A 20,177-nucleotide genomic window follows, 5' to 3' on the forward strand; every position below is an offset into this window, starting at 1 on the left:
TCCGGAGAGCGTGAAGTCGACGCGAATGCGCCCCCGCAACGCGCCCCTTGGCTCCCCGACGCGCCCTCAACTCCCGTGGTGAGGGCCGCGGAACCCCGGAAACGACAGGGGCTTTTTTCAGCCAAATCGGCGTCACGCGGACACGTACGAACACGCTCCGTACAGGCTTTGCGCACCGGCCGGCGGTGCGCGGTCCGGGAGGCGAGGCACACCCCCCGGACCCGTCCGCCGCCCGCGGGGATGTAGGCGGCGGTGTCCCCCAGCCCACTGGATCCAGTACAGCGGGCCGACCCACGCGTCACCATGGAACCGCTCCCCCGGTGGCCGGAGAAGAGCGCACGGGCGGGCGCACGGCCACACACCGGGAGCACGCGGCAACGGACCGTACAGGCACCGCACTTCCGTACGGACCACAATCCCGCCATCCGGAACAATGCCTCTTAACGCATGGGATCCGGCGAACTACGCTGGGTTTACGAATGCCGCGTGGTTATGCCAGCACGGCAGCCGTCTGTGTCGAGGGGTGGCGCATGTCCAGGGAGCAACGCGGGCCGAACGAAAAGCTCGGCGCCGTTCTCGCCCTCGCGGGAATCAGCAACGCCGGCCTCGCCCGGCGGGTCAACGACCTGGGCGCCCAGCGCGGGTTGACGCTGCGCTACGACAAGACGTCGGTGGCGCGCTGGGTGTCGAAGGGCATGGTGCCGCAGGGTGCCGCGCCGCACCTCATCGCCGCCGCCATCGGCCAGAAGCTCGGCCGCCCGGTGCCGCTGCACGAGATCGGTCTCGCGGACGCCGATCCCGCCCCCGAGGTGGGCCTCGCCTTCCCCCGGGACGTCGGGCAGGCCGTCCGGTCCGCCACCGAGCTGTACCGCCTCGACCTCGCCGGGCGCCGCGCGGGCGGCGGCATCTGGCAGTCCCTCGCCGGGTCGTTCGCCGTGAGCGCGTACGCGACACCCGCCTCGCGATGGCTGATAACCCCGGCCGACAGCTCGGTGGCGCGCGACGCGAGCCCGGCCGAGGGCTCCGGCGCACCGCTCAAAGTCGGCCACAGTGACGTACGGAAACTACGGGAGGCCGCCGAGGACGCCCGCCGCTGGGACTCCAAGTACGGCGGCGGCGACTGGCGTTCGTCGATGGTCCCCGAGTGCTTACGCGTGGAGGCGGCCCCGCTGCTCCTCGGCTCCTACTCCGACGAGGTGGGCCGCGCCCTGTTCGGCGCCTCGGCGGAACTGACCCGCCTGGCCGGCTGGATGGCCTTCGACACCGGCCAGCAGGAAGCGGCCCAGCGGTACTACATCCAGGCCCTGCGGCTGGCCCGCGCGGCGGCCGACGTGCCCCTGGGCGGCTACGTCCTCGCCTCCATGTCGCTCCAGGCCACCTACCGCGGCTTCGGCGACGAGGGCGTGGACCTGGCGCAGGCCGCCCTGGAGCGCAACCGCGGCCTCGCCACGGCCCGCACCATGAGCTTCTTCCGGCTGGTGGAGGCCCGCGCCCACGCGCGCGCGAGCGACGCCCCGGCGGCCGGGGCCGCCCTCAAGGCCGCCGAGAGCTGGCTGGAGCGCGCCCGGCCCGGCGACAGCGACCCCTCGTGGCTGGGTTTCTACTCCTACGACCGGTTCGCCGCCGACGCCGCCGAGTGCTACCGCGACCTGAAGGCACCACGCCAGGTCCGCCGCTTCACCGAGCAGGCCCTGTCGCAACCGACGGAGGAGTTCGTACGCTCGCACGGCCTCCGGCTCGTCGTCTCGGCGGTGGCCGAGCTGGAGTCGGGCAATCTGGACGCCGCCTGCGAGCAGGGCGTGCGGGCGGTGGAGGTCGCCGGCCGCATCTCCTCGGCCCGCACCACCGAGTACGTCAAGGACCTCCTGCACCGCCTCGAGCCGTACGGCGACGAGCCGCGCGTGGCCGAGCTGCGCGAGCGCGCCCGGCCGCTCCTGATGACCACGGCCTGATCCGCCGCGCCTCCCGGGTTTGAGGGCATTGTCAGTGGCGCAGTGCACTATCGGAGGCGGGAGGTGGACCGGGAGATGGAACGAGTGCGGACGGCGGCCGCGCGGCGCGTCGCGTACGACTGCGACGTGCTGGTGATCGGCGGCGGGATCGTCGGCCTGTCGACGGCGTACGCGATCACGCGCGCCGCGCCCGGCACCCGGGTCATGGTCCTGGAGAAGGAGCCGGGCCCGGCCCGGCACCAGACGGGCCGCAACAGCGGCGTCATCCACAGCGGCGTCTACTACCGCCCGGGCTCCCTGAAGGCCCGCTACGCGGTGCGGGGCTCCGCCGAGATGGTCAAGTTCTGCGCCGAGTACGGCATCGCCCACGCCGTCACCGGCAAGCTGATCGTCGCCACCCACCGCTCCGAGCTGCCCCGCCTGCACGCCCTCGTCCAGCGCGGCCGGGAGAACGGCATACCGGTCCGCGAGCTGGGCGCCGCCCAGATCCCGGAGTACGAGCCCGAGGTGCGCGGCCTGGCCGCCATCCACGTCGGCACCACCGGCGTCTGCGACTACGTGGCCGTGGCCCGGCAGCTGGCCCGTGCCTCGGGCGCCGACATCCGCTACGGCGCGCGGGTCCGGCACGTCGACCGGCGCCCGGGCCTCGGGGTGGCCGTACGCACCCGCTCCGGGGACGTGCTCCGCGCCCGCGTCCTGGTCAACTGCGCCGGGCTCCAGTGCGACGAGATCGCCCGCCTGACCGGCGACGACCCGGGCATGCGGATCGTCCCCTTCCGCGGCGAGTACTACGAGCTGGCCCGTCCGGAGCTGGTGCGGGGCCTGGTGTACCCGGTGCCGGACCCGGCGTTCCCGTTCCTCGGGGTGCACCTGACCCGAGGCATCGACGGCAGCGTCCACGTCGGGCCGAACGCGGTGCCGGCCCTCGCCCGGGAGGGCTACGGCTGGGACGTGGTGCGGCCCCGTGAGCTGGGCGCCACCCTCGCCTGGCCGGGCTCGTGGCGGATAGCCCGCCGGCACTGGAGGTACGGCGCGGGCGAGCTGCGCCGGTCGCTGTCCAAGGGAGCCTTCACCACGGCCGTGCGCAGGCTGCTGCCCGCCGTGACGGAGGACGACCTGGTGGCATCGCCCGCGGGAGTGCGGGCGCAGGCGGTGCTGGCGGACGGGACGCTGGTGGACGACTTCCTCATCCGCGAGGGCGCCCACGCGGTCCACGTGCTGAACGCGCCGTCCCCCGCCGCGACGGCGGCGCTGCCGATCGGACGGGAGGTGGGACGCAGGGCCCTGGCCGCGCTGGCAGCGTCGTGACCGGCGCGACCGACCGTAAAATCGAAGGCACTGTGTCTGATTTCCGCAGCGCCTCCGACGCTTCCCAGCCCGCCGCCCCCCACACCGGTGACGACCTGCGGCACTCCCGTGCCAAGGGCGAGCCCCGCTTCCCCGACGGACCCAAGGCCGACCCCGCCGGATCGCACTTCGAGCGGCGGATCCGGAGCTTCCAGCCCCGGCGGAGCCGGGTGACCACCGGGCAGGCGGACGCGCTCCAGCGGCTGTGGCCCCAGTGGGGACTGGACATCGACGGGCAGCGGGTCATCGACCTCGCCGAGCTGTTCGGCAACGACCGGCCCGTCGTCCTGGAGATCGGCTTCGGCATGGGCGAGGCCACCGCCCGGATGGCCGCCGCCGACCCGGGGACCAACATCCTCGCGGTGGACGTGCACACCCCCGGCCAGGGCAATCTGCTGGGTCTCGCGGAGCGGGAGGGCCTGTCCAACATCCGGGTGGGCAACGGCGACGCGATCATCCTCCTGCGCGAGATGCTCGCCCCCGGCTCCCTCGCCGGGCTGCGCGTCTACTTCCCCGACCCCTGGCCGAAGAAGCGGCACCACAAGCGCCGGCTGATCCAGCCCGAGTTCCTGACCCTGGCGGCGACGCGGCTGGCCCCGGGGGCCGTGCTGCACTGCGCCACCGACTGGGAGCCGTACGCCGAGCAGATGCTGGAGGTGCTCACCGCGCACCCCGGCTTCGAGAACACCGTGCCGGACGGTGGTTTCGCGCCGCGCCCCGCCCACCGGCCCCGGACCCGTTTCGAGGGCCAGGGACTGGACAAGGGACATGTGGTGAACGACTTGCTCTTCCGCCGCGTACAGCAGCGCGATCAGCACAAGGAGCAGCAGCCCCCCACCGGTTAGGGTCCATGCCGTGGCCACCTGTCCCCCGTACCCGACGCGTCCGCCCGCCCGTCCCCGGACGCATCCGCACTGGTGGCAGCGCGCCTGGGTGCGTTACGGCGCGCTCGTCACCCTGCTCGCGCTCTCCGGCCTGGTCATCCTGGCCCTGGTGCGCGAACAGACCGGCACCCAGGGCTTCCTGGTCGGGCTGGGCCTCGCGGTGCTGCCGGTGCCGCTGCTCCTGGCCGCCTTCCGCTGGCTGGACCGGGTCGAGCCCGGGCCCTGGCGGAACCTGCTGTTCTGCTTCGCCTGGGGCGCCTGCGCGGCGGCACTGATAGCCATCGTCGCCAACAGCTTCGCGACGCGGTGGATAGCGACCGCCACCGCGGACCCGTCCGGCGCGGACACCCTGGGCGCCACCGTCATAGCCCCGGTGGTCGAGGAGTCCGCCAAGGCCGCCGCCGTACTGCTGGTCTTCGTCTTCCGCAGGCGCGACTTCGGCGGCATCGTCGACGGTGTCGTCATAGCCGGCGTCACCGCCACCGGCTTCGCCTTCACCGAGAACATCCTCTACCTGGGCACCGCCTTCGGCACCGACCAGCTCACCGGCGGCAGCGGCATCGCGTCGGTCACCGCGGCGACCTTCTTCGTCCGCATCGTGATGTCGCCCTTCGCCCACCCGCTCTTCACCGTGCTCACCGGCATCGGCTTCGGCATCGCGGCGCTCTCCGCGGGCCGGCACCGCCTGCGCCGGGCCCTGCTCCCCTTGGCCGGCCTGCTGCTCGCGATGGGCGTGCACGCCCTGTGGAACGGCTCGGCCGCGTTCGGCGAGTACGGCTTCTTCGCCGTCTACGCGGCCTTCATGGTCCCGTCCTTCGGCCTGCTGACCTGGCTGGCGATCTGGACCCGGCAGCGCGAACTGGGCGCCGTGCGCGCCGAGCTGCCCGTGTACGTCCTGGCCGGATGGCTGTCGCCCGCGGAGCCGCACGCGCTCGGTTCGATGCGCGCCCGCCGCATCGCCCGGCAGCACGCGCGCCGGCACGCCGGGAAGGAGGCGGCGCGGACGGTGGCGCGGTACGAGGTGTACGCGACCTCGCTGGCGTTCCTGCGGCACCGCGGGCGGCGGGGCAGGGCGGGCGCCGATTTCGCCGTACGGGAGCGGGAGCTGCTGGAGGCCCTGTGGCAGCGGCGCGCCGTCGCCCGCCCGGCGCTGGACTACGCGGCCCGGGCCACGGCGCCGCCCGTGCCGCCCTGGCCGGGCTACGGGGTGTACGGGGCTGCGTACCCCGGCCCGGGGGCCTACGGGTACGCCCCCGGCGCACCGCTCCCCGCACTCTCACCGGGGCAGTACCACGCCCCTCACGGCTACCTCCCGTACGCCCCGCCCCACCCGCACCGCGGGTAACCCCTGCCCGCCCCGCCGGCCGCGGGCCCCAAGACTCCGTCCGTCAGAGCGACGCCCGCTCCAGCCGGGCGACCTCGTCCGGGGTGAGGGACAGCTCGGCCACCCCCAGCAGCGCCGGGAGCTGCTCGACCGTGCGGGCGGAGGCGATCGGCGCGGCCACCGTCGGCTGCGCGGCCAGCCAGGCCAGGGCGACCGTGGCGACGGGAGCGTCGTGGGCTTCGGCGATCTCGTCCAGGGCCGCCAGGACCCGCCGGCCCCGCTCGGTCTCCAGGTGCTTCGCCGCGCCGCCCGCCCGGGGGCTGTCGACGGCCGCCCCGGCCCGGTACTTGCCGGTGAGGAATCCGGAGGCGAGGGAGTAGTACGGCACGGCGGCCAGGCCGGACCGCTCCGCGAGGTCGCGCAGCCCGCCCTCGTAGGTGTCCCGCGAGACGAGGTTGTAGTGGGGCTGGAGCGCCACGTACCGGGCGAGGCCCTCGCGGTCGGAGAACTCCAGGGAGGCCGCGAGCCGCTCGGCGGAGATGTTGGAGGCGGCGATGTGCCGGACCTTGCCCGCACGTACCAGCTCGTCGAGCGCCCCGACGATCTCCTCCACCGGCACCTCGGGCTTGTCGAAGTGGGTGTAGTACAGGTCGATGTGGTCGGTGCCCAGGCGGCGCAGCGAGGCGTCGGCCGCCGCCTTGATGTTCGCGGCGGACAGGCCCGGGTACTCGGGGTGCTGGCTGACCTTGGTGGCGAGGACGACGTCACCGCGGTTGCCGCGGGAGGCGAGCCACTTGCCGACGATGGTCTCGGACTCCCCGCCGCTGTTGCCGTCGACCCACGCGGAGTACGAGTCGGCGGTGTCGACGAAGTTGCCGCCCGCGGCCGTGTAGGCGTCCAGGACGGCGAAGGAGGTGTCCTGGTCGGCGGTCCAGCCGAAGACGTTGCCACCGAGGGCGAGGGGGAAGACCTCGAGGTCCGAGGAGCCGAGCTTGCGCAGAGAAGTCATGTTCTGCGTCAACGGCCACGACGGAGCCGGTGATTCCGGGAGCGGGGCAAAAATCCCGCAAACCGGCAGCCCTGGCGTCGGGGGGTCGCCGTCAGGGCCGCCGGGGACCGGCGGGGCCGTGCACGGATTCGGTCAGGGGGTGAGGCCCTTGCTCTGCAACCAGGCCATCGGGTCGATCCCGCCGCCGTCGCTGGTGTGGACCTCCATGTGGAGGTGGGCCCCGGTCACGTTGCCGGTGGCGCCGACGCGGCCGATGACGTCACCGGTGGTGACCTTCTGGCCGACGCTGACGCTGATGGACGACTGGTGGGCGTACCAGATCTCGGTGCCGTCGTCGAGGGTCAGCACGGTCTTGTAGCCGTAGGAGCCCTCGTAGCCGGCGGACGTGATGGTGCCGCTGTGCACCGCCTTGAGCAGCGTGCCGGTGGGCGCGGCGAAGTCGAGGCCGGTGTGGTAGCCGGAGGACCAGTACGCGCCGGCCTGGCCGAAGCTGGAGGAGATCGTGTACGAGGAGGTCGGCAGGGTGTACTGCTTGGCCAGCTTCGCGAGCCGCTCGGCCTCGGCCTTCTTCGCGGCCTCCTCCTCCGCCTTCTTCTTGGCGGCGGCGGCCTTGGCCTCGGCCTCCTTCTCCGCCTTGGCGGCGGCTTCCGCGGCCTTCTTCTCGGCGGCGGCAGCGGCCTCGGCGGCGGCCTTGGTCTCGACCTGGGCCTGCTGCTGCTCGGCCTGCGCCATGATCCGGGCCCGCAGCGTCTCGCCGGCGTCGGAGGCACCCTCCGCGGTGTCGGCGGTCGCGGCCACGCCGATGCCGCTGAGCGGGGCGGCGGAACCCTGCGGCTCCGGCTCCTCGTCGTCCGAGATGAGCGAGCCGACGTTGGGCAGGTCGGGCATGGAGATGGACACCGGCGGCTTGCCGGTCTGCGCGCTGGCCATGCCGCCCGCGCCGACCGCGGCTATGACACCGACGCCGAGGACGGTGGAGCTGCGGGCGAGTCCGCCGCGCTGCTTGGCGACGCGGTGCCGGCCGCGCACGGGGCGGATGGAGTCCGCGGTGGGATTCCACTCCTCCCAGGGGCCCTCTTCGGTGCGGTAGCCGTCGTAGCCGAAGGTGTCGGTGTCGCGCGCGCTGGGCACGAACGGGGCCTCGGGGGCAGGCCGGTTGGACGCCACGTGGGCGTACTCCTTTCCTTCCTTCCGCCTACCGGGTTAGCTGACGGGTTCGGAGCAGGAAGGTCTCCTACGCGCGTATATCCGCCGTGTCTCCACGGCGTCGTACGAGCGATTCACCCCAAGGTGGTGGTTCCCCGGTTCCCTCGCGGGATTCGGCGCGTGCGCACGGAGCCGCCTTCTGTGACGGCTGGGACGACCGCGCTGCGTTATCGAACGTTAATAGACGCGGGGCCGAGATTCCAAGCTGTTCCTCTTGATCATTAACGAATCCGGGCGGGACGTACGCCTCAGGATCGGTGAAATCCGGGCGACTTGACCGCCCCTCAGTATTCCCCTTCACGCCACAAGTTTCTGACGGAGTGTCAGTCGTTATGCGCAGGGCGCTCACCAGATCACCGTTCGTGACAATGATCAAGGTCCTCGCGCGCGGGACGGCGTACGGCGAGGAGTGCCATGTCGTCCGCCATCCCGCCCCCGGAGTGCCGGCGCACGTCCTCGGCGAGGGCGGCGAGCAGTTTCCCCGGGTGCCGGAAGACGCAGCCGGCGAGCCGTTCGTACGGGTCGTAGAACTCGCCCCGCGCGTCCCGGGCTTCGGACAGTCCGTCGGTGTGCAGCAGCAGGGTGGCTCCGCCCGGGAAGGCGTCCTCCTGGGCCCGGTCGGGCCACACGCCCAGCTCGCCCATCCCGAGGGGCAGCGCCGACTCCCGGGCGGGGAGCGGGCGCAGGGTGCCGTCGGCGTACAGCAGCAGCGGGGGCGGGTGGCCTCGGTTCACGATCCGCACGACCCCGTCGCCGTGCGGGAGTTCGGCGAGGACGGCGGTGGTGAACCCCTCGAAGGCGTCCAGTCCGTTGCGCCGGGTGCCCTCGCGGGCCAGCGCCCGCTCCAGGCGCTGGGCCACCGCCTCCAGCGTGGCCTCCTGCTCGGCGGCCTCCCGGAAGGCGCCGATCACGACGGCGACGGCGGCCACCGCGCCCATGCCCTTGCCGCGCACGTCCCCGACGATGAGCCGGACGCCGCGCGCGCTGTCCTGCACCGCGTACAGGTCCCCGCCGATGAAGGCGTCGGCCTGCGCGGCCTCGTAGCAGGCGGCGATCTCGAAGCCGCCGATCCGTTCGGCGGGCTCGGGCAGCACGGCGCGCTGGGCTGCCTCGGCGATCTCGCGGACGCTGACGAGGCGCTCACCGGTGCGGCGGACGAAGGCGTTGACGAAGACCGCGAGGGCGGCCACCGTCGCGATGGTGATCAGCTCCGTGAGGGAGTCGACGTAGTGGGCGACGCCCTTGCTCAGTTGCAGCCCGACGACGGCGGCGACCACGGCGACACCGGTGAGCGCCGTGCCCCGCCGCGAGTAGAGGGGGGCGGCGACCAGCGGCGCGGCCGTGTAGAGCGGGCCGGCCGTGAAGTATCTCGGGGTGAAGATGTCGTACAGGATGGCGACGACGATGAGCAGGACCGGGAGCAGGCGCACCAGGCGGCGCCCGTACGGGGTCCTCGGGGGCCGTTCGGCCTGGGTGGGCGGCGCCATCGCCTCGGTGCCGAGGCCCGGGTCGGGCGCGGGGTCGCCGGGGAGCCGGCCGCCGGCCCTGGCGTACGCTCCCTCGTCGTCCACGTGACCTGGCCGCACCACTCGTCTCCCGCCGCCCCGAACCTCCGCGCCGCTTGCCGTCCCGTGTCCAGGTTTCCCGGATCGGGGGCGGGCGGCGAGCCGTGAGGGCCGACCGGGTGAACGCACATCAACGCACCTGAACGCACCGAAGGCCGGAATCCTCAAGGGATTCCGGCCTTCGGTTTCAGTAGCGGGGACAGGATTTGAACCTGCGACCTCTGGGTTATGAGCCCAGCGAGCTACCGAGCTGCTCCACCCCGCGCCGTTGTGTCTCCACTGTACGTCATCGCGGGGGCTGAATGCACATCCGTATCCCGCTACCCCTCCAGATGGCGGTTGGGAGCCTTCGCGCGCTCCTCGTACTCGGGCAGGACGACGACGGTGGCACCCCCGGCGGTGAGCACCCCGCCGCCGTCCGCGCCCGGCACGAAGGTGTCCGGCTCCCGCCAGGCCGTGACCACGCGGCGCACCCCGGCGTCGAGGATCAGCCGGGCGCAGGGCGCGGGCCGGGAGGCGCGGCGGGCGCAGGGTTCCAGGCTGCTGTACACCGTGGCGGTCGCCAGCCGGGCGTCGGCGGGGTCGGCCTTGGCGAGTGCGGCCTCCTCGGCGTGCACGACGGGGTCCCCGCCCTCGCGGGAGTGCCCCCGCGCCAGCTCGGTCCCGTCGGCGGCGACCACCACCGCCCCCACGCTGAACGCCGTCCCGGACGGCGGGCACAGCCGCGCCAGCTCGCAGGCGAGGGCGAGCCAGTGCCGGTCGGCGGCGGTCACCCGGTCTCCGGCGCCCGGGGCGGTCGGCAGGTACCGCGTCAGTACGACGTCCTCGATGCGCCGGGACTCGACCAGCCGCAGCCGGCCGCGCTGGTAGGCCCCGGGACCGAAGAGGCGGGGCGCGTCCGGGTCGCCGACCAGCAGGGGGGCGAGGACGAGCTGGAGTTCGTCGGCGAGTTCCTGGCGCAGCAACTGGGTGTGCACGGTCCCCCCGCCCTCGACCATGAGCCGCCGCACTCCCCGCTCGTCGTGCAGGTGCTCCAGCGCCGCCCGCCAGTCGAGCGCCTCACCGAGCGGCACCACGTCGGCGGCGAGCCCCAGGGACCGGGCCCGCCGGGCGCCCCGGTCCGTCGTGAGGAGCAGCTTCTCGCCCCCGGTGTGCCAGAACGCTGCCGCCGGGTCCAGTTCCCCGGTGGCGCTGACCGTCACCTTGAGCGGGTACGCGGCCTTCCCGGCCGCGATCCGGGCGCCTCGCCGCTCGGCGGAGTTCACCAGCAGCCGCGGGTTGTCGGCCCGGATCGTGCCGGCACCGACCAGGATCGCGTCGACGGACGCCCGTACCTCGTCGACCCGGTCGAAGTCGGCCGGGGAGGAGAGCAGCAGCCGTTCGGGGCCGGTGTCGTCCAGGCAGCCGTCGAGGGAGACGGCGGCGGAGAGCAGGACGTACGGGAGGGGCATGGGCGTACTCCGGTGGGGCGGGGCGGCGGGTTCCGGCGGGGCAACCCTAGGCGCCCCGGCACTCCCCGCCGGGCGGCCGGGGCACGTTGATGGCGAGGACGGCGGTGTCGTCGTCCACGCCGGTGCCGAGGGCGTCGAGCAGGTCGCTCAGGGCCTGGACCGTGCCGGACGCGGTGGTGGGGGCCAGGGAGCGGGCGAAGTCCACGAGCGCCTCGTCGCCGTAGCGGCCACCGGGCTGGTCGGTGTGGGCCTCGGTCAGGCCGTCCGTGTAGAGGAGCAGGGTGTCGCCGGGTTCCAGGCGGACGGTGGTGGTGGCGATGTGGGCGTCCGGCAGGACCCCGACGAGCTGGCCGCCAGGGGTGGGCAGGTAGTCGGCGCTGCCGTCGGCACGCAGCAGGAGGGCCGGCGGGTGCCCACCGCTGGCCAGCGTGATCCGGAAGGAACCCTCCTCGCCGACGGGGGTCAGCAGTCCGAAGATCACCGTGCAGAACCGCGGGTCGTAGCCGGTGTCCTCGTGGTTCAGGACGGTGTTGAGGTTGCGGAGCACGGCCGCGGGGTCGGGGTCGTAGACCGCCGCGGCGCGCAGGGTGTAGCGGGCCAGGGAGGTGATCGCGGCGGCGGCGGCGCCCTTGCCGCACACGTCCCCGAGGAACAGACCCCAGGTCCCCTGCGTGAGGGGGAACAAGTCGTAGAAGTCGCCGCCGACTTCGTCGACGGAGGCGATGTGGTAGTGGGCGGCGACCTCCAGACCGGGCACGTCGTCCAGGGCGGGGGGCAGCAGGGTCCGCTGGAGCGTGGTCGCCAGGCTTCTGAGGCGGTCGCGTTCGGTGTCGGCCACCTGCCGGGCCCGCAGCAGCTCGTCCTCGTAGGCACGCCGGTCGCGGGCGTCGAGGAGGGTGGTGCGGATCAGCAGCGGCCGCCCGTCCTCGCCGGTCCTGACGGTGGAGGTCGCCAGCACCGGCAGGCGCGAGCCGTCGGCGGCCTTCAGCTCCAGCGCGATGCCGCGGACCTCGCCCTGCATGGACAGCAGGGGGGCGAAGTGGGTCTCGTGGTAGAGCTTGCCGCCGACGGTGAGCAGGTCGGCGAAGCGCAGGCGCCCGACCAGGTCGTCGCGCCGGTGGCCGAGCCAGTCCAGCAGCGTCTTGTTGACCTTGGTGATCCGCCCGTCCGGCAGCGTGGACAGGTAGCCGCAGGGCGCGTTCTCGTAGAGGTCCTCCACGCTGTCCTCCGGCAGCTCGGAGGGGGACGGCCACGCACCGCCCGGGCCGCCGTCGACGCCGTGTCCGTCGTGGGACGCGCCGGTCACCGGTCCACCTCGGCAGCGGAGGAGGCGATCGCGTCGTTCGCGTACAGGGAAGCGGCCCGGGCGAGGACGCATGCCATCCTCGGTCCGGTGCGGCGGAAGCCGTCGGTGCGCCGTTCCCCCGGCTCGCGGCAGATCTCCGGCACGTCCTCCGCGTACGCGTCGAGGTTTGCCTGGCGCTGCTCACTCCGGGCCGCCGGGTCCGGGCGTCCGGCCCTCACGCGACCGAAGAGGACCGGCCCGGAGTCGTGCTCCAGGAACGGCACCACCAGCCCGTGCGCCGGCATCACCACAGGCCCGTCCTCCCGGCCTTTCAAGGTGACGCGATTCCCGGCTCCGATGTCCATATAACCCATATTCACACCATCCGTCCCTGTTCTCCGTCGAAGGCGGAGAGACAGACAGGCAGAGAGCAAGCCGCGGTCCGGGCCGACAACGCGGCAGCGCCCGAGCGGGCGGTGCCGACTCGGACGCTGCGTGACCGGGCAGGGGGCTAGCGGCCCGCCCGCCACCGGTAGGCCCTGTGGGACTCGAACCCACAACCAATGGATTAAAAGTCCACTGCTCTGCCAATTGAGCTAAGGGCCCAGGGGGTGTTGCACGGTGATGCGTGATGTTGCCACACCGAGCATAGCCCGACGCGGCCGGGACGCCGATCGGGTATCGGAGACACGGCCGCGTCGGCCCCGGTCGCGCGGTCCGGCGGTTACGGGTCCACCGGCTCCGGGGTGTTCGCCCGGGCCGCCGCACGGGCCCGGGTGCGTGCGTGGTCGGGGTTGAGGAACCAGTGCCGGGCCGAGGCCAGCCACCAGGTCGCGGCGAAACCGAGGACCACCAGGACGGCGACGGGCGCGTAGTTGAAGGTCTCCCAGGTCACCGGGGAGACCTGGGGGAGCATGAACAGGACCGTGATGACGCCGACCCACGTCACCGCCACCACGCCCACCGCCCGCGACCAGCGGCCCAGATGCCAGGGCCCGCGCTCGAAGTCGTCGCCCTTGCGCAGCCGCAGCAGGGTCGGGATGACGTACGCGATGTAGAGGCCGATGACGGCGATCGACGTCACCGCCGCGTACGCCGTGACGTTGATCAGGTACGGCAGGCCGAGGACCAGCGCGGCCAGCGCCGCCAGCCAGACGGCCGCGACCGGCGTGCGGGTGCGCGGGTTCACGGTGTGCCAGAGGTGGGAGAAGGGCAGCGCGCCGTCCCGGGAAAAGGCGTAGATCATGCGGCTGTTGGCCGTCACCGAGGCCATCCCGCAGAACAGCTGCGCCCCGATGACGACCAGCAGCAGCAGCTTGCCCGCGGTCGCGCCGAGCGCGTCGAGCAGGATCTGCGCGGGCGGTGCTCCGGTCGGGGAGGCGAGGGCGCCGTCGTAGGACTGGATGGCGAAGGTGAAACCGAGGAGGAGGACGAAGCCGGCGATCCAGGAGGTCCAGATGGAGCGGACGATGCCCTTCGGGCCGGCCGTCGACGCGTCGTGCGTCTCCTCGGTCATGTGGGCGGAGGCGTCGTAGCCGGTGAAGGTGTACTGGGCCATCAGCAGACCGATCAGGACGACGTAGACGCCGCTGCCCCAGCCGGTGTTGTTGACGAACTCGCCGAAGACGAAGGACGCCGACCGGTGCTGGTCGGGCGCGAAGGTCAGCGCGCCCACGATGACCGCGACACCGAAGACGTGCCACCAGACGCTGACGCTGTTCAGCAGGCCGACGATGCGGACGCCGAAGGTGTTGAGCAGGCCGTGCAGGATCAGGATGGCGGCGAAGAGGAGGATCGTGCGGCCGGGGGTGACCTCGAAGTCGAACTGGAGGTTCAGGTAGGCGCCCAGGAAGGACGCGGCGCCGAAGTCGATGCCGGCGGTGACCGCGACCTGGCCCAGCACGTTGAACCAGCCCGTGAACCAGGCCCAGGCGGCGGCCGTGCGGGGTGGCGCGAGACGGTGCGCCCAGAAGTACAGGCCCGCCGACGTCGGGTACGCCGAGCAGATCTCGGCCATCGCCAGGCCCACGAAGAGGGTCATCAGGCCGACGGCGACCCAGCCCCACGTGATGACGGCCGGACCTCCCGTGTTCATGCCGAACAGGTAGAGGGTCAGGCAGCCGGAGAGGACCGAGATGATGGTGAAGGAGACCGCGTAGTTGGAGAACGCCGACATGCGGCGGGCCAGAACCTGGGTGTAGCCGAGCTGGGCCAGCCGTTCCTCGTCCGACAGCCCACTCGCCTTGGCGTCATCTGTCATGCCCCCAGCAATTCCCTCGCCGGGGGCGTGACATGCGTCACTCGAAGGCCGGATACCGTCGTGCCGTGGGACCGGTCAGCGCACCAGCCGGACCGTGCCCCGCACCTCCAGCGGAGCGCCGGTGCCGTCCGCAGGCACGACGGACAGCGTCCAGTCGTACAGGCCCGCGGGCAGGGCCACTTCCCGCGAGTCCGCGCGCTGGTTGCCGTGCCAGCCGACGATCAGCTCGCCGCGCGTGAAACCTCCGTCCCGGGTGTCGACGACCTTGCCGGTCGTGCTGCTGCGCACCGTCAGCCGTCGGCTCGCGGCCGGCTTGGACAGCAGCACCGTGGTGAGGGTCTCGGGGACGGTGTCCTGCTCGCGGCGGGTGACGGAGGCGGCGTTCTCCACCGGATCGAGCAGGCGCAGCGGTTGCTGCGGCACACCGGACGGCACGAGGTGGACGCGCTCCTGGGCATCGACGTAGGCGGCGTTCGGGCCGGACTCGTCGACCGTCCAGCGCAGGTCGCGTTGGGAGGCACCGGTGTCGGGCAGGTCACCGATCACCCGGCTCACGGGTTTGCCACCGACGACCGCGGTCAGGGTCAGCTTCCCGGCCCGCCGGTCGTGCGTGACGACGAAGCCGTCCCCCAGTTTCGCCTCGCCCGTCGGCACCGGCACGGACTTCTTCGCCGTACGGTCGTACACCCCAGCCCTGCCCTCGCAGGTCCAGTACAGCCAGCGGCCCAGGGCCTGGATCTCGGTGGGCCGGCAGTCGGCACCGGTGGTGACGGTCTCGGTGTTCTTCCTGGTGGAGAGGTGGTGGGCGGTGAGACTGCCCGGAACCTTCGCGGCCGTCCAGAGCAGGTCACCGGAGAGGGCGGCGGCACCGGCCGGGCGGATGACGGCCGGAGGGCGTGTGACCTGGGCGTCGCCCGCCGGGGCCGGGCGCCGGACACGGCCGTCGAGCGGGTACGCGTACAGCAGCTTGGCGGTCGAGTAGAGGAAGTACCGGCCGGAGACGTCGGTGATCTGGCCGCCGGCGGGCAGGTTCGTCCGTTCCCAGTTGTCGTACTCGCCCGGACCGTCGGCCCGGACCCAGCCGGATGCGGAGACGTCTTGTTCCAGCCAGACGACCCGCCCGTCCGCGGTGCCGCGTATCGGCGTGCAGCGGCCTTCGCCTGTCGGACATCCGCCCATTCCGTAGCCCGACGGCCGGAATCTGCTCCGATCGCCGAACTCCGGCGTGCCCGAGGGTGCCACGAGCCGCAGGTAGTCGTCGCGCAGGCCGGGGCCGTCGTGCTGTGCGGCGACCAGGCGCCCCTGATCGAGCGACAGCCCACGGATCGGGATCGGCGGCGGTGCCAGCGACTTGACCTGCTCCACCACGGGCTGGCCGCCGCCGGCACCCGGCCGGATGCGCTGGAAACCCCAGTCGTCGCGTGACCGGGTGCGCCCGCCCACGATGACCGCACCCCCTTCCGGCGTGACGCTGATGGCCGGGTAGGAGTCGCTGAGCAGGGTGACCGGCTCGCCGCCCGCGATCGGCACGGCCTGCACGGCCTGCCCGGACGCCGGTCGGTGGACCACCCAGTCGCCGACCACGGCCACACCGTTCATCGGGTCCACCCCGTGCCCCGCTGGGAGCGGTACCGGCGTCGCCGACAGGTCGTGGCGTGGGACCGACAGGACCGGAGCACCGGCGGTCTTGCCGTACATCAGCACATGGGAAGGCGAAACCGTCGTGTAGTAGTACTCGGCGGGCAGGTCCTGGGTCGATCCGAGCACCCGTCCGGTCGACCGGTCGACCTCCACGATCCGCGGGGAGGTCTCGTTCATCCGGGCCGAGAAGAGGAAGGTGTCCGCGTCGGCCCCCACGGCCCCGCCCAGGCGCATCCCCTCCGGCGCGCCGGTGACCACGGTGTCGACGACCGTCCCGTCGTCCTGCGGATGAAGCAGGTGCAGCACTCGCGTGCTCGTTTCGCCCGGGCGCTCGTAGTGGGTCGAGAACACCGTGCCGCCGTAGACGCCGAGAAGCGACTGGCCGTCGGGCATCCTGAACGTACGCGTGGTGCCATCGACCGCATCCCACAGCTCGACCCGGTTGTCGCCGTGAACGTAGGCGAGAACGTCACTGCTCGTGCCGCGGAGAGAGACGTACTCCCCCCTCAGCGGTGCCGGGACGGTCCTGCCGTCCGAGTAGCGCGTCCACACCGTCCCCTGATGGCCTTCGAGGCTGTGGAAGAAGCCCTGGGCTCCTGCGCCGTAGACGCCGGCGCGGATGTTGCTGTTGTGGAGCAGTTGCCCTCGCATCCGCTCGTAGCGCGGTGCCGCCGGCACCACCGTCTCCTCGGCCACCTCCGCGGCGGACGCGGGCACCGACGGCAGCATCGGGCTCAGGGCGGCCACCAGCGCGGCGGAAGCGGTGACGGCGACGGCCACGCGCCGGCCGCGTGAGCGGGGTAGGAAGACATGTCGAGCCAAGGCGAGCCCCTCCCAGTGGTACGAGAGGGAGCGCGCGCCGCGTACCGTACCGCCGGTTCCGCGTGACCCCCCGGTCTCCGCCGTCACATCCCCCTCGGAAGTCGGCTGATCTTACAGCGGGTTCACCGAGTACGGACACCCTCACCGCATCCGGAACGGGGAGGACGGTCGCAGCACGAGGAGAAATGCCGCGGCCCCCACCCGTCAGGGCAGGGGCCACGGCACTCAGTGCACTCAGCCGGTCAGGCTGCGGCGTCAGCCGTTGCGCTTCCAGCGCGGCTTGTCGTCGCGGCGGCCGAAGGAGGAGGAACCGCGGTGGTCGTCACGACGGCCGTACGGGCGGTCGTGGCCGCCGGAGCGGAAGCCGGGGCGGTCGCCCTGGCGGTCGCGGTTGAACGGACGGTCGCTGCCGGGGCGGTCGCCCTGGCGGTCGCGGTTGAACGGACGGTCGCTGCCGCGGTGTCCGCCGCGGTCGTCGCGGCGGAAGCCGCCACGGTCGCCACCGCGGTCGTCACGGCGCTCGAAGGAACGCCCGCCACGGTCACCACGGTCGCCCCGGTCGTCACGGCGGAAGCCACCGCGGTCGCCACCCCGGTCGTCGCGACGCTCGAAGGAACGGCCACCGCGGTCGCCGCCACGGTCGTCACGACGCTCGAAGGAACGCCCGCCACGGTCACCACGGTCGCCCCGGTCGTCACGGCGGAAGCCACCGCGGTCGTCACGGCGCTCGAAGGAACGGCCACCACGGTCGTCACGGCGCTCGAAGGAACGCCCGCCACGGTCACCACGGTCACCCCGGTCGTCACGGCGGAAGCCACCGCGGTCGTCACGGCGCTCGAAGGAACGGCCGCCACGGTCGTCACGACGCTCGAAGGAGCGGTCACGGTCGGCGAAGCGGTCACGGCCGTTGCCGCCGCCGCGCTCGGCCTTCTCGACCTGCTCGACGTCCCGCGCGCCCGGCTGCTCGGGCAGCGAGACCTCGGCCTCGGTCACCGCCGCGGCCACCTCGGCCAGTACGGTCTCCGGGTCCTCGCCACGCTCCCGCGCGACGCGGGCGACCAGTCGGTCCGCCTCCTCGCGCAGCTCGGTCGCGCGCCGCTGGGCCCGCTCCAGCTCCTTGTTGAGCTGGGCGACCTCGCGCTCGGCCTGCTGCGCCGCGTTGCCCGCGGACTCGGCCTGGACCTCGGTCATCGACCGGGCACCGGTGATCTCGGCGACCTCCGGCTCGAAGGCCGCGCCGCCCTGGATGATGTGGCGCGTGGCGTCGACGCCCGCGTCCTCCATCAGCCGGAAGATCTGACGCCGCTGGTGCGGCAGGGAGAGGGAGACGACCGTGCCGGTACGGCCGGCGCGCGCGGTGCGGCCCGCGCGGTGCAGGTAGTCCTTGTGGTCGCCGGCCGGGTCGACGTTGAGCACCAGGTCGATGCCGTCGACGTGGATGCCGCGCGCGGCGACGTCGGTGGCGACGAGGGCGTTGACGTAGCCCTTCTTGAAGTCCTCCAGGACCCGGGTGCGCGCGCCCTGCGTCATGCCGCCGTGCAGCGCGTCGGCCTTCACACCGGCGTCGCAGAGCTGCTCGGCGATGCGGTCGGCGCCCAGCTGGGTGCGGACGAAGATGATCGTGCGGCCCTTGCGGGAGGCGATCGCGGCGGTGACCGGCGCCTTGTCCTTGGGCTTCACGACCAGGATGTGGTGCGACATGGTCGTCACGTTGCCCTGGGCGCTGTCGACCTCGTGCGTGACCGGGTCGGTCAGGTAGCGCTTGACCAGCGTGGAGATCTCGTTCTCCATCGTGGCCGAGAAGAGCATGCGCTGACCGCCCGCCGGGACCTGGTCGAGCAGCTCGGTGACCTCGGGCAGGAAGCCCAGGTCCGACATCTGGTCGGCCTCGTCGAGGACGGCGATCTGCACGTTCTCCAGGGAGCAGGCGCCGCGGTTGATGATGTCGCGCAGGCGGCCCGGGGTGGCGACGAGGACGTCGACGCCGCGCTCCAGGGCGTAGATCTGGTTGCCCATGGAGGTACCGCCGCAGACGACCTTCATCTTCAGGCCGAGGACGTCGCCGTACGGCTGGAGCGCGTCGGCGACCTGCATGGCCAGCTCACGGGTCGGCGTCAGGATGACGGCGCGCGGCTTGTGCTTCTCGGTGCGGCCGCCGGCCAGCGTGGCCAGGGTCGGCAGACCGAAGGAGAGGGTCTTGCCGGAGCCGGTGCGGCCCCGGCCGAGGATGTCCTTGCCGGCCAGCGCGTCCGGGATGGTCGCGGCCTGGATCGGGAAGGGGGTGGTCACGCCGTTCTGCGCGAGCTTGCGCACGACGCCCTCGGGCAGACCGAGGTCGGCGAAGGTGACTTCGGGGGTCGCGGGGGCCTCCACGGCCTCCGGCGTACCTTCCACGCCCTCGGCGTTCTCGGGCACGACGACGTGATCAGTACTGGTGATGGACATGCGAATGCGAAACCTTCCGGAGTCTCTCGTCGGCACGCGCCCGTCAACTCCGTGAATCGCGATTCGCAATACGACCGCCTCGATGCGGTCCATCACGGCAAGGGAGAGTACGCGCCACACGGCGCGCTCTGCGGTGGCGCCGGGCAAATGGGATCAAACGATCTACCACCATACGCACCCTCCACCCCCGAAGGCAAACCGGGTAGCACATGCCCAGCTCAGCCCGGTTGCCGACCCGGCCGCGGCCCCGACTGCCGACCGGCTCGCAGCCCCGGTCGCCGACCAGGTCACCCGCCCGGCCGCGGCCCCCGGTGACGCTGCCGCGTCCGTCCCTCGGTGCCACCCGCCGCCCCTACACCGGTGCCCCGGCCTCGGGGGCCGGCTCCCTCTGTGCCAGCTGCGTCCCCGGCGGCTCGTGCGCCGACGAGGACGGCTCCGGGGTCGGCTCGGGCGTCGGCGTGAGCGGCGGCTCCGGGGTCGGTGTCGGCTCCGGCTCGACCGTGCGCGTGGGCTCAGGGGGCGGCGTCCGGGTGGGCACGGGCTCCTCGCCCCCGCCCTGCGCGGGCGGAGCCCCGGTCGCCCGTCCGGGCGGCGCGGTCGCCGGAGTGGCGTCCGTACCCTTCCGGCCCTTGTCCCCGCTCTTGTCCCCGCCCGCGTCCGCGCCGTCGCGCTTGTCCTTCTTCCCCCTGCCGCGGCCACGTCCCTCGTCGGCCGCCGCCGCGCCGTACCCGGCGTTCCCGCCGGTCAGCGCCGGACCGCCGCCGGGTGCCTCGTCGCCCCGCTCCCCCGTGGAGTGCGACGGCCTGGCGCCCCCGCCGGACGCGCCGTCGCCGACACTCATGCAGCCGGCGGCGGCGGCGACGGCCACGGCCGTGGCGGCCAGTCGGACGGGAACGTTCAAGGGGCGCACGGGCGGCCACCTCCGGGGGTCAGGAGTCACCGTGCCCAACTCCCGTCACCCACAAGAGGACACGCGCCGCGCACCG

14 protein-coding genes, 2 tRNA genes and 1 riboswitch are annotated in these 20,177 nt (G+C 73.0%); of the genes, 4 read left to right on the plus strand and 12 right to left on the minus strand.

Annotated features, from left to right (window positions below):
* The first annotated feature begins 530 nt into the window (after window positions 1-530).
* The 4 genes from AC07FV_RS32935 (at window position 531) to AC07FV_RS32950 (ending at window position 5,528) form a co-directional block, all read left to right on the plus strand.
* Entirely contained in the window at window positions 531-1,952 is a 1,422-nt protein-coding gene (locus AC07FV_RS32935; RefSeq protein ID WP_479091300.1) for an MFS transporter, read from the plus strand.
* A 75-nt stretch (window positions 1,953-2,027) separates the two neighbouring features.
* A complete protein-coding gene (lhgO, locus tag AC07FV_RS32940) occupies window positions 2,028-3,260 on the plus strand; it encodes an L-2-hydroxyglutarate oxidase (protein ID WP_479091302.1) in 1,233 nt (410 codons plus the stop codon).
* 95 nt (window positions 3,261-3,355) lie between these two features.
* Complete coding sequence (trmB, locus tag AC07FV_RS32945) at window positions 3,356-4,144, plus strand: tRNA (guanosine(46)-N7)-methyltransferase TrmB (RefSeq protein ID WP_479091409.1); 789 nt, start codon at window positions 3,356-3,358, stop codon at window positions 4,142-4,144.
* A 10-nt stretch (window positions 4,145-4,154) separates the two neighbouring features.
* Entirely contained in the window at window positions 4,155-5,528 is a 1,374-nt protein-coding gene (locus tag AC07FV_RS32950) for a PrsW family intramembrane metalloprotease (RefSeq protein ID WP_479091304.1), read from the plus strand.
* A 43-nt stretch (window positions 5,529-5,571) separates the two neighbouring features.
* On the opposite strand, the gene AC07FV_RS32955 is transcribed toward AC07FV_RS32950, so the two are convergent.
* The 12 genes from AC07FV_RS32955 to AC07FV_RS33010 all read right to left on the minus strand — a co-directional run bounded on the left by AC07FV_RS32955 (window position 5,572) and on the right by AC07FV_RS33010 (window position 20,101).
* Complete coding sequence (locus AC07FV_RS32955; RefSeq protein WP_479091306.1) at window positions 5,572-6,516, minus strand: aldo/keto reductase; 945 nt, start codon at window positions 6,514-6,516, stop codon at window positions 5,572-5,574.
* A 132-nt stretch (window positions 6,517-6,648) separates the two neighbouring features.
* The gene (locus tag AC07FV_RS32960) at window positions 6,649-7,683 is read right to left on the minus strand and encodes a M23 family metallopeptidase (protein ID WP_479091308.1); all 1,035 of its coding nucleotides are present in this window, start codon (window positions 7,681-7,683) and stop codon (window positions 6,649-6,651) included.
* A gap of 10 nt (window positions 7,684-7,693) precedes the next feature.
* Window positions 7,694-7,851: riboswitch (cyclic di-AMP (ydaO/yuaA leader) on the minus strand.
* Window positions 7,852-8,075: 224 nt separating this feature from the next.
* On the minus strand, window positions 8,076-9,293 hold the full coding sequence (locus tag AC07FV_RS32965; RefSeq protein ID WP_479091309.1) for a PP2C family protein-serine/threonine phosphatase: 1,218 nt from the start codon (window positions 9,291-9,293) through the stop codon (window positions 8,076-8,078).
* A gap of 185 nt (window positions 9,294-9,478) precedes the next feature.
* Window positions 9,479-9,552: transfer RNA gene (locus AC07FV_RS32970), tRNA-Met, on the minus strand.
* A 55-nt stretch (window positions 9,553-9,607) separates the two neighbouring features.
* On the minus strand, window positions 9,608-10,738 hold the full coding sequence (locus tag AC07FV_RS32975) for a dihydrofolate reductase family protein (RefSeq protein WP_479091311.1): 1,131 nt from the start codon (window positions 10,736-10,738) through the stop codon (window positions 9,608-9,610).
* A 46-nt stretch (window positions 10,739-10,784) separates the two neighbouring features.
* Window positions 10,785-12,044, minus strand: a complete 1,260-nt coding sequence (locus AC07FV_RS32980; RefSeq protein WP_479091312.1) for a PP2C family protein-serine/threonine phosphatase — start codon at window positions 12,042-12,044, stop codon at window positions 10,785-10,787.
* On the minus strand, window positions 12,041-12,334 hold the full coding sequence (locus AC07FV_RS32985; RefSeq protein WP_479091314.1) for a hypothetical protein: 294 nt from the start codon (window positions 12,332-12,334) through the stop codon (window positions 12,041-12,043). The genes AC07FV_RS32980 and AC07FV_RS32985 overlap by 4 nt, the downstream gene beginning before the upstream one ends.
* Before the next feature lie 222 nt (window positions 12,335-12,556).
* A tRNA-Lys gene (locus AC07FV_RS32990) sits at window positions 12,557-12,629 on the minus strand.
* A gap of 118 nt (window positions 12,630-12,747) precedes the next feature.
* A complete protein-coding gene (locus AC07FV_RS32995; RefSeq protein ID WP_479091316.1) occupies window positions 12,748-14,283 on the minus strand; it encodes an amino acid permease in 1,536 nt (511 codons plus the stop codon).
* 75 nt (window positions 14,284-14,358) lie between these two features.
* Window positions 14,359-16,704 carry an FG-GAP repeat domain-containing protein gene (locus AC07FV_RS33000; protein WP_479091317.1) on the minus strand — a complete coding sequence of 782 codons (2,346 nt, stop codon included), beginning with the start codon at window positions 16,702-16,704 and terminating at the stop codon, window positions 14,359-14,361.
* 297 nt (window positions 16,705-17,001) lie between these two features.
* Window positions 17,002-19,191 carry a DEAD/DEAH box helicase gene (locus AC07FV_RS33005; protein ID WP_479091318.1) on the minus strand — a complete coding sequence of 730 codons (2,190 nt, stop codon included), beginning with the start codon at window positions 19,189-19,191 and terminating at the stop codon, window positions 17,002-17,004.
* A gap of 352 nt (window positions 19,192-19,543) precedes the next feature.
* A complete protein-coding gene (locus tag AC07FV_RS33010) occupies window positions 19,544-20,101 on the minus strand; it encodes a hypothetical protein (protein ID WP_479091319.1) in 558 nt (185 codons plus the stop codon).
* Between the last annotated feature and the right edge of the window lie 76 nt (window positions 20,102-20,177).

The organism is Streptomyces sp. NPDC045956 (assembly GCF_056430705.1).